The sequence below is a fragment of the Microcoleus sp. FACHB-SPT15 genome (genome assembly GCF_014849525.1).
Classification (GTDB): domain Bacteria; phylum Cyanobacteriota; class Cyanobacteriia; order Cyanobacteriales; family Coleofasciculaceae; genus Symplocastrum; species Symplocastrum torsivum.
Genome location: NZ_JACJNU010000044.1, coordinates 105,648 through 123,448 on the forward strand (window position 1 = coordinate 105,648; position 17,801 = coordinate 123,448).

At 47.2% G+C, this 17,801-nt stretch carries 16 protein-coding genes; 8 read left to right on the forward strand and 8 right to left on the reverse strand.

Annotation, left to right across the window (positions count from 1 at the left end):
• The first annotated feature begins 13 nt into the window (after positions 1-13).
• Positions 14-529, forward strand: coding sequence for an AAA family ATPase (locus tag H6F98_RS14870; RefSeq protein ID WP_192219477.1), 516 nt, complete (start codon positions 14-16; stop codon positions 527-529).
• A 200-nt stretch (positions 530-729) separates the two neighbouring features.
• Positions 730-1,761: a DnaJ C-terminal domain-containing protein gene (locus H6F98_RS14875; protein ID WP_192219478.1), complete on the forward strand. Its 1,032-nt coding sequence runs from the start codon at positions 730-732 to the stop codon at positions 1,759-1,761.
• A 128-nt stretch (positions 1,762-1,889) separates the two neighbouring features.
• On the opposite strand, the gene H6F98_RS14880 is transcribed toward H6F98_RS14875, so the two are convergent.
• From H6F98_RS14880 to H6F98_RS34090, 4 genes are all read right to left on the reverse strand, one after another.
• The gene (locus H6F98_RS14880) at positions 1,890-2,120 is read right to left on the reverse strand and encodes a hypothetical protein (protein ID WP_192219479.1); all 231 of its coding nucleotides are present in this window, start codon (positions 2,118-2,120) and stop codon (positions 1,890-1,892) included.
• Positions 2,121-2,214: 94 nt separating this feature from the next.
• Positions 2,215-2,757, reverse strand: a complete 543-nt coding sequence (locus tag H6F98_RS14885; protein WP_192219480.1) for a peroxiredoxin — start codon at positions 2,755-2,757, stop codon at positions 2,215-2,217.
• 251 nt (positions 2,758-3,008) lie between these two features.
• Positions 3,009-3,614 (reverse strand): peroxiredoxin, encoded by a 606-nt coding sequence (locus H6F98_RS14890; RefSeq protein WP_192219481.1) that lies wholly within the window; start codon positions 3,612-3,614, stop codon positions 3,009-3,011.
• Positions 3,615-3,847: 233 nt separating this feature from the next.
• The gene (locus H6F98_RS34090; protein ID WP_277927582.1) at positions 3,848-3,979 is read right to left on the reverse strand and encodes a hypothetical protein; all 132 of its coding nucleotides are present in this window, start codon (positions 3,977-3,979) and stop codon (positions 3,848-3,850) included.
• An 85-nt stretch (positions 3,980-4,064) separates the two neighbouring features.
• On the opposite strand from H6F98_RS34090, the gene H6F98_RS14895 reads away from it, so the two are divergent.
• Both H6F98_RS14895 and H6F98_RS14900 read left to right on the forward strand, forming a co-directional pair.
• Positions 4,065-6,113, forward strand: a complete 2,049-nt coding sequence (locus H6F98_RS14895; protein WP_192219482.1) for an FG-GAP repeat protein — start codon at positions 4,065-4,067, stop codon at positions 6,111-6,113.
• Between the two features lie 140 nt (positions 6,114-6,253).
• Positions 6,254-7,471, forward strand: a complete 1,218-nt coding sequence (locus H6F98_RS14900) for a TIGR03032 family protein (protein WP_242058539.1) — start codon at positions 6,254-6,256, stop codon at positions 7,469-7,471.
• A gap of 75 nt (positions 7,472-7,546) precedes the next feature.
• Here H6F98_RS14900 and H6F98_RS14905 read toward each other — a convergent pair whose 3' ends face one another.
• Entirely contained in the window at positions 7,547-11,197 is a 3,651-nt protein-coding gene (locus H6F98_RS14905) for an eIF2A-related protein (protein ID WP_192219483.1), read from the reverse strand.
• 231 nt (positions 11,198-11,428) lie between these two features.
• Between H6F98_RS14905 and H6F98_RS14910 the strand changes: the two genes are divergently transcribed.
• The 3 genes from H6F98_RS14910 to H6F98_RS14920 all read left to right on the forward strand — a co-directional run bounded on the left by H6F98_RS14910 (position 11,429) and on the right by H6F98_RS14920 (position 14,979).
• Complete coding sequence (locus tag H6F98_RS14910) at positions 11,429-11,752, forward strand: hypothetical protein (protein ID WP_192219484.1); 324 nt, start codon at positions 11,429-11,431, stop codon at positions 11,750-11,752.
• Between the two features lie 79 nt (positions 11,753-11,831).
• A complete protein-coding gene (locus H6F98_RS14915) occupies positions 11,832-12,671 on the forward strand; it encodes an ADYC domain-containing protein (protein ID WP_192219485.1) in 840 nt (279 codons plus the stop codon).
• Positions 12,672-12,930: 259 nt separating this feature from the next.
• The gene (locus tag H6F98_RS14920) at positions 12,931-14,979 is read left to right on the forward strand and encodes an amylo-alpha-1,6-glucosidase (RefSeq protein ID WP_192219486.1); all 2,049 of its coding nucleotides are present in this window, start codon (positions 12,931-12,933) and stop codon (positions 14,977-14,979) included.
• Between the two features lie 32 nt (positions 14,980-15,011).
• Here H6F98_RS14920 and holB read toward each other — a convergent pair whose 3' ends face one another.
• Together holB and tmk are read right to left on the reverse strand one after the other, a co-directional pair.
• The gene (gene holB, locus H6F98_RS14925) at positions 15,012-15,974 is read right to left on the reverse strand and encodes a DNA polymerase III subunit delta' (protein WP_192219487.1); all 963 of its coding nucleotides are present in this window, start codon (positions 15,972-15,974) and stop codon (positions 15,012-15,014) included.
• The gene (tmk, locus tag H6F98_RS14930) at positions 15,947-16,648 is read right to left on the reverse strand and encodes a dTMP kinase (RefSeq protein ID WP_192219488.1); all 702 of its coding nucleotides are present in this window, start codon (positions 16,646-16,648) and stop codon (positions 15,947-15,949) included. Before tmk ends, holB begins: the two co-directional genes overlap by 28 nt.
• 290 nt (positions 16,649-16,938) lie before the next feature.
• Here tmk and H6F98_RS14935 point away from each other — a divergent pair, with 290 nt between their 5' ends.
• Positions 16,939-17,286: a hypothetical protein gene (locus H6F98_RS14935; protein WP_192219489.1), complete on the forward strand. Its 348-nt coding sequence runs from the start codon at positions 16,939-16,941 to the stop codon at positions 17,284-17,286.
• A gap of 44 nt (positions 17,287-17,330) precedes the next feature.
• On the opposite strand, the gene H6F98_RS14940 is transcribed toward H6F98_RS14935, so the two are convergent.
• The gene (locus tag H6F98_RS14940) at positions 17,331-17,762 is read right to left on the reverse strand and encodes an FHA domain-containing protein (RefSeq protein WP_192219490.1); all 432 of its coding nucleotides are present in this window, start codon (positions 17,760-17,762) and stop codon (positions 17,331-17,333) included.
• Positions 17,763-17,801: the final 39 nt, after the last annotated feature.

Below are 17,801 nucleotides of genomic sequence, written 5' to 3' on the forward strand. Positions count from 1 at the left end.
TTTCTTATGACCAATGAACAGACTGATTCTGCTGATTGGGCTTCCTGGTAGCGGCAAATCTTCTTTAGCGTCTATGCTAACGGCTGCATATCCTGGAAGTCAGGTCATTTCTACAGATGCCATCCGTGCAGAGTTGTTTGGTTCGGAAAGTGTCCAAGGCCCGTGGTTATTGGTATTGCCTCAAGTAGAGCAGCAAATGCGGCAAGCTGTAGCACAGTCGGTTATGGCGATTTATGATGCTACTAATGCAGCCCAGTGTCACCGTGTCGAGGCGATCGCACTCGCACGGTCAACAGGTTTTACTAAAATCACTGGCATCTGGTTAGATACGCCAGTTCTAATGTGTTTAGAACGAAACCAAAAGCGATCGCGGATTGTTCCCAATGAGGTAATTTGGCAAATGCACTCCTCGCTGCTGGATGCCCCACCAAGCTTGAAAGATGGATTGGATCGTCTGATTCGCCACTCACCAGCAAGTACGGAAATTGCGATCGCGTCACAGAGGAAGAACCGAACTCAACTAGCTTGACGGCTTTGTTACGCTAGCTTTGAGGCAAATATTAACTAAATTTCACAATTTCTCAGCTTACAACTTGCCTCAGCCTCGTTGACGACATTGGCAATTACACCCTTAGTATTAAAACTTGGTAGGAAAAGAGTAGCCGCGTCGTTAGGGTAGCGAAGGATAAAACTTAGACTAAATCTTTAAGAGTAGAGGAGACACCCGTTATGGCTGCAACTGACTTCAAAGACTACTACGCCATCCTGGGATTAAATAAAACAGCTAGTGCTGATGAAATCAAAAAGACATTTCGGCGACTTGCCCGGAAATACCACCCGGACATGAACCCTGGTGATAAACAAGCCGAAGCTCACTTTAAAGAAGTCAGCGAAGCCTACGAAGTGTTGTCTGACCCTGAGAAACGCCAGAAATACGATCAATTCGGGCAGTACTGGAAGCAAGCTGGACAGGGATGGCCCTCTGGCGCTGGTGGCACTGGTGGTGTCGGTGTCGATGTTGGTGGCTTTGATTTTAGCCAGTACGGTAGTTTTGACGAGTTCATTAATGAATTGCTAGGTCGCTTTGGCACGGGTGCGGCTGGCAGCACGGGTCGAACTTACACCTACCGCACTGGAACAGGTGCCGGAGGATTTAATGGTGCGTTTAACGACGTTGGAGGCTTTAGCGACTACTCAAATTTTGATGGTCGTACAGCAGGTGTTGGTGCTGACCGGGAAGCTACGATTACTCTGAGTTGGTCTGAAGCGTTCCATGGTGTCCAAAAACGCATCAAGCTGGGTAATGAAGTTATTGATGTCCGGATTCCCCCTGGCGCAAAAGCAGGAAGCCGCATTCGTTTAAGAGGTAAGGGTCAGCTAATCGCTCCAAATCAGCCACGGGGAGATTTGTACTTGAATGTGGAACTAAAACCTCACCCTTTCTTTCAGTTTGATGGAGACAATCTCCTGTGCGAAGTACCCGTGACACCTGATGAAGCGGTGTTGGGGACATCAATCCAGGTACCAACACCAGATGGGACTGTAAGTGTAAACGTTCCTGCTGGTATTCGTTCAGGTCAATCCTTACGGCTACGTGGAAAAGGCTGGCCACGACCCAAGGGTGAGCGTAGTGACCAGTTAGTACGGATTATGATTGTGACACCAAAAGAACTTAGTAAAGTTGAGCGGGAGTACTACGAAAAAATCCGTGACAATCGTACCTTCAATCCCCGTAGTCACCTATCGCAGATTCAACTTTAATCATTTTTAATCATTAGTTGTTAGTTTTTGGTTGTTAGTGAATTAAGAGGCATAGAAAGCGTTAAGTACAAGGTTTCAAAATGTGTCTAGATTCGGTCAAACAACTAACAACTAACAACTAACAACTTTTACCTTCGCTTAACGAGTGCCCCTGCTGCGGCTTGTAGAGAGGCGTAGTCAGTTTCCGGCTGACCGTTGATGTAGTATTTGCCTTCTACTGATTCGCAGATTGTGCCGACGACTAGCCCATCCGCGCCATAGACTGCCAGTAGCTGCGCGATCGCATCGGGTTGAAAACCCTGGAGAGTGGTAGTCCAATCACTTTTATCAATTGCACCAATCCTAATTGTCTCTTCCATATCATTGGCTCCTATCAAAATTTCAGGCAAGGGCAGGGAGTAGTCGGCAGACCCGTTCTAACACTTCTCACGCTAATTAAAAGTGCCTTGCGGATTATAGCTTCTCAATCGCGTTGAGCAATGTCTCTACTGTTGCATTAGAAGCTAGGAAAGAAAATAGATGTTTAAACCGGAGTGTTCCACTACTGTCTAGAAGAAATTGAGCAGGTAAGGGAGCACCTAAGGCTTGACCTACTTCATACGATTGAAAGCTGCGGCAACTGGGGTCACTTAGCAGTGGCATTTTTAAACTTAAGTCTTTGACAACGTGTTGGCTAGCTTGAGAGTCTGTACTCGTAATCATTAACACCTCAACGCCTTTTTCGAGAAAGCGTTCATAGTTCTCGTTCATGGCTTTGATATGAGGAAAGCACAGAGGACAATACTGCTTTTCTGTGAAGATGCGAGTAAAGGCGAGGAGAACAGGTTGCTTGTTCCGGTAGTCCGATAGCCTGACTTGACGGTTGTTGGTAATATCAGGCAGCTCAAAGTCAGGAGTCGTTGTTCCCAGATTTAATGTATTAGTTGCTGGTATGGGGAAAAAATTGCGGAAGAATCGCTCGTTGAGTAAACCGCTAAAATCACTGGACGTTAACATCAAGTGCAGCCTCCTTCTTCATAATAATTAACAATATATAAAATTTAGCCCCAACACACTTGAGGTGAGCAAGTGTATCAGGGCAGTTGTTTGGGTTGAATTTCTAGCAGTTCTCGGTTAAATGAGGTACAGCTAAAGGCTGCTTTCACAAACGCTACTGGTCAGGAAAACAAAAAAGCTGATGGCTGATAGCTGAGGGCTAACGGCTATATTCGTCTAGCCCTAAAATGAAGCATCAGCTTTTACGTTAGTTAGACAGAGGCGAAGAAGACTTTGGATTTTACAGGGTCAGGAACCATTGTCTTGTCTCCAGGCTGCCAACCGGCTGGGCAAACTTCGTCGGGATGCGCCTGAACGTATTGAAGCGCTTTCAGGGTACGCAGGGTTTCATCAACGCTACGACCAAAGGAGAGGTTGTTGATGGTTGCGTGCTGAAGAATACCATCTTTGTCGATGATGAATAAACCACGCAAAGCAACACCCGCTTCGGGGTCAAGTACGTTGTAAGCGGTACTGATTTCTTTTTTGATATCAGAAACCAAAGGATAGCTCAGATCGCCAATACCGCCAGACTTGCGGTCTGTCTGAATCCAGGCGAGGTGAGAGAATTCACTGTCAACAGAAACACCTAAAACTTCGGTGCCGACTTCTTTGAATTCTTCAAAGCGATCGCTAAACGCTGTAATCTCAGTAGGGCAGACAAATGTGAAGTCAAGCGGATAGAAAAACAGGACGACATATTTTCCCCGATAGTCAGACAATTTAATTGTCTTGAACTCTTGATCGACTACAGCAGTGGCAGTGAATTCTGGAGCCTGTTGTCCTACGCGCAGACATCCTTCTGTCGGGCTAGTCATGAAATTATTCTCCTTAAATTTTCTGACGTATACGTTGGCTACACGTCGCCAGTAAGGTTGTAACAACCTTACTCATGTTGACAAAACTTGATAGTTTACGAACTGTTACAACTATATCATAGTCATAACGATTTTGAGTAGGGCTTTTAGAGCAGTCAGCTATTAGCTATCAGCCGTCAGCTTTAGCTAACAGGTTTGAACTACTCGAAAGTCGGTAACAAGTCACTACATTCTCAGTCTCGATCTCGGTCAACGGCAAGTTTTGATGGAGTAGAGATGAGATGACCACTGCGGACTTTCACTCGAAATAAGAGTGTGATCGCCCAATCCTCTATCGTGAGGTATAGGAAATTTAATTTACTCAATCGCTCAGTGATACCTGGGGAAGCTTTTTCCGGTCTTCCCTTGATTAAGGCTGCCCGCTAATATTTCAACGCAATAATTTTTACAATGGCAATTCCATCTTTCAATCTTTCAGACCTCACGGGATCTAACGGCTTTACCATCAACGGCGTTGCCCCTTATGACACCTCAGGCTACGTCGTCAGCGGTGCCGGAGACATCAACGGCGATGGCATTGATGACCTAATTATCGGCGCACCTGGATTTACTGGTGGTAATCCTGACGCCACCACCACTCCTGGTACTAGCTATGTAGTGTTCGGCTCGCAAGCAGGATTCCCTACTAACTTTGAACTCAGTACCCTCAACGGCACTAACGGCTTCGCCCTCAACGGCATTGCGGCAGATGATGCCACAGGTTTAAGTGTCAGCGGTGCTGGAGATGTCAACGGCGATGGATTCGATGACGTGATTATTGGAGCTATTTATGCTGACCCCAACGGACTGATTGATGCAGGCTCCAGCTATGTCGTATTCGGAGCGCAAGCAGGATTTGCTCCCAGTATTGACCTCGCTACTCTCAACGGAATTAACGGCTTCACTATCAACGGCATTGCGGCGGGAGACGAATTGGGTCGCTCAGTTAGCGGTGCTGGAGACATCAACGGCGATGGACTCGATGACTTGATTATCGGAGCCGTTAGTGCTAACCCCGACGGACTTCAGGATGCGGGTCAAAGCTATGTGGTGTTCGGCTTCAACAACGGATTCCCTTCCAGCCTCAACGTCAGTGACCTCGACGGCAATAACGGCTTCACCATCGACGGCATTGCAGAGGAAGACGAATCAGGCGTCTCAGTCAGCGCCGCCGGAGATGTTAACGGTGACGGCATTGATGACCTGATTATCGGGGCATATGGGGCTGACCCCAACGGAGAGAGCAAAGCGGGTCAGAGCTATGTAGTGTTCGGCTCAACTGGAGGATTCGCTCCCAGCCTCAACCTCAGTGTCCTCGACGGCACTAATGGCTTTACCATTGATGGTATTGCCGAGGGTGATTTCTCAAGCCAAGTCAGCGCCGCCGGAGACATTAACGGTGACGGCATTGATGACCTGATTATCGGGGCATATGGGGCTGACCCCAATGGCAACGCCTATGCAGGCACCAGCTATGTGGTGTTCGGTTCATCTGAAGCATTCCCCGCCAGCCTCAACCTCAGTGTCCTCGACGGCACTAACGGCTTTGCCATCAACGGTATTGCCAGTTATGACCTCTCAGGCTTCAGTGTCAGTGGTGCCGGGGACTTCAACGGCGATGGTATTGATGACCTGATTATCGGGGCACCTTTCGCTGACAACGTTGCGGGTCAAAGCTATATAGTATTCGGCTCAAAAGAAGGATTCTCCGCCAGCCTTAACCTCAGTGAACTCGACGGTACTAACGGCTTTGCTCTCAACGGTGTTAATGCCTATGACTTCTCAGCTATATCAGTGAGCGCTGCCGGAGACATCAACGGCGATGGACTCGATGACTTAATTATCGGGGCTTCTTATGCAGACCCCAACGGCAACACCAATGCTGGCTCTAGTTATGTTGTCTTCGGCAGAACCCCGATCATCGGAGACGCAGCCAACAATTCACTCTTCGGCACTGTCAGTGACGATACGATTTACGCTGGTGGCGGTAATGACCAGCTCTTCGGCAGTGAGGGCGTCAACACTCTGTTTGGTCAGGATGGCAATGACTCGATTTACGGCGGTTCGCAAGTCGATTACATCTATGCTGGCAATGGCGACGATACCATCTACGCTAGCGAGGGCAACAATAAAATCTTCGGTGACGCTGGCAATGACATTATCTACTCCGGTTCTGGCAATGACCTGATTGATGGTGGTACTGGTAACGATACCATCTGGCTGGGAGGTGGACAGGACATAATTATCCTGGCAAGCAGCGAGAGCTTCGATACGATTAACAACTTCCAGCTTGGTCAGACAACGCTTGGTCTATCTGGTGGCTTGACGTTTAATGACCTAAATATCGCTCAACAAGGGAATAATACCCTGATCGAAATTGCCAGCAGTGGCGAAGACTTGGCACGTTTGAATGGGGTACAAGCTAGCAGTATCGGCTCTAATAGCTTCGTCATTGTTTAGTGCGCTCCAACTGCTTTGAGAGTGTTTCACTCTTCGACAACGCGCTCAGTTAGGGGAATCCCGCGAGGTTTCCCTAACTTTTCTTTCTTGTACTTCTCAGGACTTTTTCGCACATTTTCTTACGAACAAACATACTATTCATGACTGATGCAATGCAATCAAACCGTAATGGGTTTGCGGCTAACGAACTTCCCCTAACAATCAAAGACGCACCGGACATAGGGGCGCACGCTGGGAATTTCCCCAATTCTGCTACCCCTTCAACCAGCGCCCCCTCTTTGGAAATCAGTGCCTCTCGCCAGTTCACCTCCTGGTTAGCCGAGCAAAACCTAAGCCTTGCTTTCACCACCTATCAAGCGGGGAAAGTTTTTTTTATTGGGTTGCAACCGAATGGACAGTTGTCGGTATTCGAGCGCACGTTTGAGCGCTGCATGGGGTTGTATGCAGAGGGTTCAACTCTCTACATGAGTTCTCTGTATCAACTGTGGCGGTTTGAAAATGCTCTCTCGGCAGGACAAGTTCACAATGGCTATGATGCTGTCTACGTGCCTCAGGTCGGTTACATCACGGGGGATTTGGACGTGCATGATGTGGTGGTAGAAGTACCCCCCTTAATAAGGGGAGTGCAAGAAACACAAAATTTTGTTTCCCCCCTTACTAAGGAAGGGTTAGGGGGGGTCATCTTTGTCAATACCCTATTTAGCTGTCTCGCCACAGTCAGTGAAAAATACAGCTTCATCCCCCTGTGGCAACCGCCCTTCATCTCCAAGCTAGCGGCAGAAGACCGTTGTCACCTGAATGGCTTGGCACAGCGAGACGGACAACCCCGTTACGTGACAGCAGTCAGCCAGAGTGATGTGGCAGACGGTTGGCGGGATAGAAGGCGGGATGGGGGTTGCGTTATTGATATCAGCAGCAATGAGGTAATTCTGACCGGACTTTCCATGCCCCACTCGCCCCGCTGGTACAGGGATAAGCTGTGGCTGCTCAACTCCGGCACTGGGGAATTTGGCTATGTAGACATGGAACGAGGAATTTTTGAGCCAGTAGCTTTCTGTCCTGGTTATATGCGCGGCTGTGCCTTCAGCGGTGACTTCGCGATCGTCGGGCTATCCAAACCCCGGCATAACAGGACGTTTTCCGGCTTGTCCTTAGATGACAACCTGCGTGCCAAAGATGCCGAACCCCGCTGCGGACTACTGGTGATTGACCTGAGAAACGGGGATATCGTCCACTCGTTGCGGATTGAAGGGGTGGTAGAGGAATTGTACGACGTGCAGGTGCTACCTGGAGTGCGTCGCCCGATGGCAATTGGCTTTAGAACCGACGAAATTCGTCGCGTTGTAACGATGGGGTAAGGGGGGAAGTACCCAGAGTGCTGTAAGTTGTGGCTTGGGCTTTAAAAAATTAATACTTTGTTGCCCACATTCCGCTCATTCCCCATTTTCTATCGCGCCGAGAGCTATCAGCGTCGCTTTCTGTGCTTCAGTTAAACCTGTAACCCCAGTGATATTCATGCCTTCGTAGAGTCGGGGTGGTTTCAGTATTTTTAGGCACTCACCTGTATTGACATCCCACAGCCTTGCCGTTTCATCAGCACAGCCACTTGCTAAAGTTTGACCATCCGGACTAAAACTGACTGAGTAAATTTCACGGGTATGTCCGGTGAGAGTTCTGATACATCTTCCAGTGCTGACATCCCATAGCCTCACCGTATGATCGCAACTACCACTAACCAAGGTTTTTCCGTCTGGGCTAAAGGCAACTGACCATACCCAATTGGTATGCCCAGTCAATGTTTTGATGCAGTTACCCGTATTGACATCCCACAATTTCAACGTTTGATCGGCACTAGTACTAGCTACGATTTGACCATCCGGACTAAAGGCAACCGAAGATACTTCATTTGTATGTCCAGTGAAGGTTTTTAAGCAACTGCCAGTGCTGACATCCCATAGTTTTACACAGTCAAAACTGCTACTGGCTAGGGTTTTACTACTGGGACTGAAAGTGACGAAAAATGGGGAGAAGAAAAATATGGAATTGCTAGGTTCGGTACAAGTTCGGAAACATTGACCCGTTTGACAATCCCAGAACCTGATGCTCTGGTCAAGACCGCTACTGGCTAAAATTTTGCCATCTGGACTAAAGGCAACTCCATATACCCAATCAGTATGTCCCGTGAACGTTTTTATGCACTTGCCCGTATTGACATTCCATAACTTCAGCGTTTTGTCAGCACCCCCACTAGCGATTGTTTTACCATCGGGACTAAATGCTACTCCTATGACTGATTTAGTATGTCCCGTGAACGTTCTCACGCAACTGCCAGTATTGACATCCCACAGCCTCAGTGTAGTGTCAACGTTGCCACTAGCTAAGAGCTTACCGCAGGGACTAAAAGGAACTGCTAATACACAACTGTTATATCCAGTGTAAGTTTTGAAACATTTGCCTGTTTGACAATCCCAAAACCGAATTGTAAGGTCAAAACTACCACTCACTACTATTTGACCATCTCGACTGTTGGCGTAGCCTGCGCTACGCGCATAGGTAACGGACTCTACGCGATCGCTATGTCCGATGAAGGTTCTTGCACAGCAACCCGTGCTAACATCCCACAACTTCACCGTTTTGTCATAACTACCACTCACTACTGTTTGACCATTGGGACTAAAAGCGACTGATGTGACTACACTGCTATGTCCCGTGCAAATTTTAACGCACTGACCATCACGGATATCCCAAAGCCTGACTGTGCAGTCAGCACTGCCACTCGCTAGGGTTTGACCATCCGGACTGAAGGCGACTTCATAGACCGAATTCGTATGCCCGTACAACGTCTTAAAGCACTTGCCCTTGCGTACATCCCAAAACTTTACCGTGCTGTCAGCACTAGCACTCGCTAAAATTTGACCATCCCGACTAAAGGCGACTGAATAGATTTCATTCGTATGTCCGGTGAGTGTTCTAACGCAACTATCAGTCGTGACATCCCACAAATTTACTGTGTTATCAGCACTACCACTCGCTAAAATTTGACCATCCGGACTGAAGGCGACTGAGTAGACTATATTACTATGTCCGGTATAAGTTTTTAGACAGATGCCAGTACGAACATCCCAAAGCTTCACCGTGTGGTCATAACTACTACTCGCTAGGGTTTGACTATCTGGACTCCAAGCAACTGATTTAACCCAGTGGGTGTGTCCCTGAAAGGTCAAAAGTTGTTGGCTTTTTTGCACGTCCCACAGGTGAATATTATTATCTATATCGGCCGTCGCCGCACATTTGCCATCTGGTGTCAGTGCTAGTGACGTAACAGGACTCAATATGTCAGAAAAAACCGATTGACACAGGTCAGAATTGGCGAAATTGACATTGGGCAAGTTTATCCCCTGGAGGTTGGCTTGCCAAACCGTTAGATTTGAAAAGTCATAACCGCTTAGATCTACCTGTAATTGGCGAAGTAAATTGATAATATTTCCACTCACATACCCAGTCTTTAGGGGCGCTTTCCCTCGTAACATCTCAAGAATTTGAGCCAGATAATTTTCTAGAGCTTTTGGGTCGCTAAGACTCGTAATTAATCCATCAATCACTGGTTGAAGAATGAGGCGGATTTGAGTTTCAATCACATATTCTTTGGCTTGAGGTTTAACCAGAGCGTGACTCCTAAAGAGTTGAAGGTTATCAGGTTGAAAGTTAGCAAGTTTATTAGAACTTTCAACCTTTAAACATTCAACCTTTAACCCAATAATTTCTTCACAAATCTGCTCAATTAATCGAGTAATCACGTACTCCATGACTACAGGTTGTTGGGTAAATCGAGCGTTGTTTTTTTCAATTAATGACCGATGTTGCAATGAGCCTAGTGCCTGTAGGAGTTCGCTGGCTGATACGGGAGAGATAAAATCCTCTTGCAATTCCTCTAACAACACTGGTTCGCGATTGATGGCTAACCAGTACATAATCTCTTGTTCTATATCGCTCAGTCGCTGAAACTGCCGCTCTAACAAATCGCGGATATCATCAAAAATAAACGAACCTTGGTTTAAAAATTCTAAAAAGCGAGAAATACTGCTATCAAAAAAATCTGTTACCCCTGAAGCTACTATTTTTAAAGCTAAGGGATTCCCGCCATAGCGTGAAATCACGCTTGTCCATTCATCTTCTGACCCAGTAAAAGACCCCTTCGCAGAGAAAATTTTTCGTCCTTGAACTTCGGGTAAACCTGTCACTTGTAAGCAGCGAACCGGTAGTGTTTCGCCCTCTAAGGCGGCTAATCCTTGTGGTTTCTCGCGACTGGCTAGTATCAAGCTGCTGTGGTGATTTGTTTCCCCAACACATTTAAGTAACTCACCGTAACCTTCATATCCTTCTCGATAGTGTCCCGTGCGTGAAGCAAAGCTATGCCGCAGGGAATCGCCTGCTTGCAAAACTGATTCAGCATTATCCAAAACCAGCAGACAGCGCGAGGATCGTAAGTAATTTAGCAATCGTAAGATTCTGCTGTCCAGGTTAGTTGGTAGATTGGTTTCTTGTTGGTTAGAGAGAAATTGGATCAGTTCTACCAATATCTCTTCTACAGGGGGGGCATTGCGAAGACTTCGCCAAATCACAAATTCAAATCCTGATTGCAGCATTTGGGCTAGCTTGGCAGCCAAAGCTGTTTTACCAATCCCTCCCATCCCCAGCAACACTACTAAACGGCAATTATCCTGCACAATCCATTGTTCTAGAGTTGTCAATTCGTCACTACGACCGTAGAAAACCGAGACATCCGGTGCCTCGCCCCAATCTTGGTGTCTGTTGGTCATCAAGAGGGAGGATTTCACGTCTACAGACTCGGATGGAACCCGATCGCCTTCGTCAGAGATCGATCGCCAATCAAGCCCTAATTTTCCACAAATTTCCACAAATGTCGCATAATCAACGGTTTTTCCATTGAGGAACCTGCCAACAGTAGATAAAGCGAATCCTAATTCTTCAGAGAAGGCTCTTTGGCTGCGAAAGCCATTGCGCTGGATGGCTAATTTGGCTTGCTTAATGCAGTCGCTGCGAATTTGGAGCGATCGTGACATAGCCTATCCTCCGAAAGTTATGCACATTTTAGTCGGTTACGAGGAAGTCGGTAACAAGTCAGTACGTTCTCAGTCTCGATCTCGGTCATCTGCGTGTTTTGATGAATTTGTAGATGGGATTAGAGCAAAAACAACCTCTAGTAAGTTGCAAACCATCGGTTGCAAGAATTAGTAGCGCAAACATTGCAGTAAATAGGCAACGTCTTAAAAACATAGTTGAGGATTTTCACCATGAAAAAAAGTTTATTAGCGATCGCCATCATTGCAGCATTGTTTCCTTTCGCTTTCTCTATGGAGGCTAACGCCGCAAAAAACCCAAAAGAAGCCATAAAAGATGTCATCATCCTGGGTCCACTAGGAGGTGGTGGCGTCTGGCTCAACGGCATCCAGTGGAACGGCTGGAGTCTGAACGGCGGGCACAACGGCGTGAGATTGAAGGCTGTCGTGCTTCCGGGCACGAGTATGCAAGCCACAAAACTGCAAGGCATGGAATTGCAAAGCCTTAAAGTCGAAGGTGGACAGCTTGTAGGTGTAACGCCAGTTGCTGCTGAATAGTTGCTAAAAATAACCCAAAGCCAGATACCCGACTTCTTAAAGAAGTCGGGTATCTGAATCGTTGGCAGAAGTTGAAACTATGAAAAAAACATTTCTATACAGTTTTGTTGGCTTTTTCCCGGTGTTGCTTTTAAGCTGTGGAGTATTTACCAAAAATTCAAACACCAACTATACAACTAATTCAGGCACCAGAAGCAGCGCGACTGCCCAAAAGACTGAAATTGTTAAAGGCAAAGACTTAAAAGGCGCACAGTTTAACGCCGTTGACGAGCAGGGGAGAAAGCTGAACTTTCAAATCAAAGATGTCGAACTAGACCCAAAAGACTCCGAAAAAGAAACCTATCTTTACACAGTCTTTTATCTGGATTCAGCAGATTCTCAATGGAAGAATTTGTGTACTCCTGATGCAGAGAATGTTGCCAAGGCAATTCCACTAACGGGTTCGTGGGATGAGACAGGAAAGCACACAGAATCGAGCAATATTATCACATTTGGCTGTACCAGTGGAGTTCTCGCTAAGTGCGTTCGCATGGGTTACAAACCTTGGAAGACTGTTAAAGGAAAGTCCCTCCGAGACTATCACCAAGCTTGCACGCGCATGACACGCGCCGATTACTGCGGTAACGGCAAAAGCCACACACGAGAGCGAACTCCTATCGACATATATGACGAGCTTGGTATTCAACAGAAAACCCCCAACAGCGGGATGGTGTTTGAAGCAGCTTGGAGTCCCGATGGTGCGACTTTTATCAATCGACCGAGGTGGTTTGAAACAGTATCTGAAATTCGCCAAGAATGTCCTAACAAACTCAAGGGTCGCATTAATGAGGGCGGTAGTTGGACAACTGCTGAAAAAGTGAAGCAGAATCAGTCAGGCTCGTTGCTGTTCAATGATTCACTGGTAAGAAAACGCCTTTAGCGTATTGAGTAGGAGCTATTGCTGACCTTTACCAAGGCATCTGCTTTTCAGGACATTGAACGGGAAGAACACAGAAGTTCAGGAGAATCGTAAGCTCATAAACAACTAATAACTAACAACCAAGTCGGCTGGCAGCATTCCTCCCCACATTAAGAAGGATGGAGATTCCAGCCGACTTTTGTTGAACTTTGGACGAAATAGCTGATAGCTCCTCAAGTCAGTGATATATTGCTTAAGGAATTTCAAGAGCCATTGTTGAGTGAAGGATTTAGATACACGGGAATGGCTACTGACCAATGGCTTGGGCAGTTTTGCCAGTGGTACAGTTTGTGATGCTCGCACTCGCACTTATCATGGCTGGTTGATAGCAGCCTTAGATCCGCCGGGAAGCCGTACTCTATTACTCTCTCATCTTGATGCCAGCTTGGAGGTAGCTGGCTCGCTCTGGTCGCTCTCAACGAATTTTTGGCAAGGTGGCAAAATTGAACCCTCAGGCTACCAACTCATACAATCCTTTGGGATTGAGCCAGTTCCAACCTGGGTTTGGGGTCAGGAAGGCTGGCAACTAACGCGGCGGTTGGTGATGCCTTACGGATTGGTTGGGAGTGGTGAAGACTCAAGTCACAAACAACTGCCCCAATTCTCTAACCGCATTTTGATTCAGTATCGATATGAAGGCAACGAGACTGCAACGCTAAGACTACGACCGGTAATAGGCGATCGCGATTTTCATCATCAGCAATCAGCAGATGATGAGATCCAATTCTCCCAATTAGTAAGACCCAATCAAATTTACCTTCAAGGAATTCGTGCCGATCACATTGGGATGCCCTGGCAGTTGCGCTGGAGTGCTGGTCATTACAAACCAGAAGGGACTTGGTACTGGAATTATTACTATCCAGAAGAAAACAAACGAGGATTAATCGATCGCGAAGACCTTTACAGTCCTGGCTACCTAAGTGTCATTCTAAAACCAGGAGAAGCCATAACAATAGAAGCAAGAGTGGGATGGGTTGACTCGACGCTACCCGATAGAGACACACAAGCCCTCTCTACAGAGTCTTTTGAGGAAGCTGTCTTCTTAGAACAAGAACGCCTTGACCAACTGTTTGCTCAGGTGCCAGTTGCAGTCAAGCCTGAGCAAGAGTTGATCTGGCGTCAGCTACTACGAGCGAGTGATCAATTCATTGCCTACCGCGCTTCGATTGCAGGGCCAACAATGATTGCTGGTTACCCTTGGTTTAACGATTGGGGACGCGATACACTGATTGCTCTGCCTGGACTCGCTTTAACCACTGGGCGTTTTGAAGAGGCTAAGGGTTTACTCCGAACCTTTGGGAGTTACTGCCGTAATGGTTTAATCCCAAATACCTTTCCTGATGCTGGTGCCCAACCCATTTATAACAGTATTGACGCTTCGCTCTGGTGGATTGAAACACTAGGGCTTTACTTAGAGAGAACACAGGATTGGGAATTTTTGAGGGAGCAATATCCTGTAGTGCGAAAAATCTACAAAGCATTTACAGCAGGCACTCTCTACAATATCCGGGTTGATGCCGCTGATGGGCTACTGACTTGGGAGGCTCCAAATGTTGCCCTTACCTGGATGGACGTGGTAATTGATGGTGAACCAGTGACACCACGACAAGGAAAACCAGTAGAAATCAATGCACTTTGGTACTCGGCATTGTGCTGGACAACTCAATGGACTCAAAAACTTGCCGCTGATTCTACTACTGATCAAGAGCGTCTGTTGCAGCAAGCTCAACGTTATGAGCGACAGGCACAACAGGTAAAGGCATCGTTGCAGAAGTTTTGGAATCCAGAGAAAAACTACTGTTTCGATACGATTGAGCCAGATGATCGACGGGATGCTCGAATCCGTCCGAATGCGGTCTTAGCACTCTCGCTGTATCACTGTGGGTTTCCTAAAGGGCAGGCGCGTCGGATTTTGCAGGTGGCACGCGATCGCCTTTTAACCCCCTACGGTTTACGAAGTCTTGACCCTTCCGACCCTGACTATGTTAGTTACTACGCTGGCGATCGCTTGTATCGCGATCGGGCTTACCATCAGGGTACAGTGTGGAGTTGGCTGATTGGTCCCTTTATCCGGGCATGGCTGCGGTTCTACGACGAGACAGAACCCGTGCCCTGTAGTCGGCAACCTTTACTTGATCATGTGCAGCAGCAAGCCTGTATTGGTTCGATTTCTGAAATTTTTGATGGTGCTACCCCTTATGCTGCCCAAGGTACGATCGCCCAAGCTTGGTCAGTCGCTGAACTCATTCGCCACTTCTGGGATTTCTGATTAATGGTTCTAAGCTGATGTGCATTTTAATTTCATAAAGTTACCACTTGACTCAACGCCAACAACGTTACCTCCCAAACTAATCGTGGTTGAGCATAACCGAGGAGATAGTTTCGGGCTTGCTCTAGCTGTTGGATAATGCTGGGTGATAAGAATGAGTGCCAATAGCTGTGTTGTAGGTAGTCCAGTAGCCACAACTGCGCCTCAGTATCCAAGGCTTTATCAACTTTCTGCGCGAGTTCTAAGGCTTTTCGGGTTGTCTTAGGTAGCTTGGTTAGTTCCTTGAGCAATTCCTCTGGAATCGCTTGAAGTTGCTCAAAGGAAGCGATCGCTTCTCCTGGACTTCCTTGGGCGATCGCAAGTATTGATGGCTCGTTAAGAATTGCTTCATGACCTGTTCGCCGCAGCACCACTTCTAGATTGTCCTGCGACAATCGGGAAAAGGGAATCCGCTGGCAGCGAGACACCAACGTTGGTAATAACGACTCAACGCCAGGGGCAATTAAAATCAACGTCGCCTGTCCCGGTTCTTCCAGCGTCTTGAGCAAGCCATTTGCCGCTGCCTCTGCCATTGTTTCAGCTTGCTCCAACACAACTACTTTTCGAGACGCTTCTAGAGTAGAACGACTGAGGAACTGGGTAATCTCCCGAATTTGTTCTAAGCGAATTTGAGGAGGGGCTTTGCGCTTGAGGTTTTTTTCTGCCGCTTCTGTCGCTGACAAGCGTATTCCGTTGTGGAGGTAGGTTGGTTCTACCCACAGTACATCCGGATGATTCCCTTGCCGTAAGCGTTTTTGAATTGAGGCTTGCTTATCGGCACGGGCATCTGTACAAAACAATAGTTCGATAAATGCTTTGGCGGCTAGACTCCGTCCAACGCCAGGGGAACCCGTAAAGAGATACGCAGGTGCAATGCGATTTCTGGCAACCGCTCCCTCCAATAGCGCGATCGCGCGCTCTTGCCCTACTAGGGGCGCGAAAGCTTGCTGTACCATTGACTAAGTCGTTGACGCAAAATCTCCTGAATTGCCAAATGCACGTCTTCCTCGCTCTTACTACCATCAATCCTGACAATTCTTTGGGGATACGAGGTCGCTAGTTGCTGAAATCCCTGCTGCACTCGCTGGTGAAAGGCAAAGTCAGCTTGCTCAATTCGGTCAGCACGTCCCCGTTGTCGTGCCCGTTTTAACCCTGTTTCCGCATCAACATCTAGCCACAACGTCAGGTCACTCTCCAATCCACCTGTCGCAATCTCGTTAAGCTGCTGGATTAATGTTAAATCCAGCCCTCGCCCATACCCTTGATAAGCAATCGTGGAGTCGGTATAGCGATCGCACAAAATAATCATACCTGAAGCCAAGTGAGGCTTAAGAAATTCTTCAACATGTTGAGCACGGTCAGCAGCATACAGTAAGAGTTCGGCTCGGTCTTGGATTGGAATAGGGGTAGTGTTCTCGTAGCGACTCCCTTCCTCCAGTAATAGTTTCCGTAGTCCTAAGCCGAGTGATGTTCCGCCTGGTTCTCTTGTCGCTACTACAGACATCTCTTGGGCAAACGTTCCCAGGCACTCGGATACTCCCTTGTCTTGAAGCCAATGAAGCGATCGCTGTAACTGAGTTGTTTTACCACTGCCTTCAACCCCCTCAAACACAATCAGTAATCCCTGCATTCCCCAATTCCTCATGCTTTCTGAAGGTATGAGATTTTATCCTCAAGCGGCACAACGAGACATTACATTATGAAAATTTTTTACCTCAACCCTCTGTCCTCTAGCTTCTATTTCAGGCAATTAGCATTGCACGATACACTTTTTTGGTAATCTTTATCCGGATGAGTCGCTAATATGCTAGTAGCTGATAGCAGTTGAGCAACGGTTTGTCCTCTTTACCTCCTGTAATGACCCTCAACAGAGGTTCGATATGATAGGAGGGTCTAGCTATCTGACGCCCAGGGTTATATATGGCTCGCTATACTTGTTCCTTTACAGTTGCAGTTTCCCTAGATCACCTTCAGCACTCACTGATTGAGGTTTTACAATCCTGCAATTTCGACATTATCTATGACACTGGGGATTACCTAATGGCAAGGGAGATTCCTGGTCGCATCGCTTTTGCCAAACTGGTGACGGTGGAAGTGTTGATTGACAAATCAACAGCTACTTCCCAAGAAGTGCGGATGAATTTCGTCATCAAAAACGAAGAGTTGCCTCTCCAGGTTGACAACCACTGCCGTCAAATGTTTGAGATGGTGCAGGAAGCCGTAGCGGCAAATCGCCAGTGGCAACTTGTCGAAAGTGTCGCCGGATAATTTCCGGCGAATTGAGAAATCTCTAAAAAAATTTCTCCACCCTTTTAGCTATTCCATTCTTCTGGGTCCCCAATCATGCCAGGGCTGATCAGGGTAATATCAAACTCATCTGGTGGCCCAGTTGGATGAGGATCGGTCTTAAGCAGGTAGTATTTAGCACTGACTTGGGGACCGAAAATTACTTCGTCTTCATCTTGGAGATCGTGGGCTTGAAGCTTACGACCATTAATAATCAGCCCATTTGCACTGGGCTGACCTTTGAGGTTACCATCGACAATCCGGTAATAAGGGCTACCATCCTCACGCTGCCGTCGTACTAAGGTAGCGTGTCGGCGAGATACAAACTGCGAAAACAAGCGGATGTCAGAGTTCGGATCTCTGCCGATGGAATACACAGCTTCCTCTAAGGGAAATTCCTTGCGTCCCTTATCGTCTTCTATGATTAACAAATGATTTTGATGTGATTGTGGAGGCATCGAAAAATAGTGATAAAGAGTGCAATTTGTTAGGAAAAA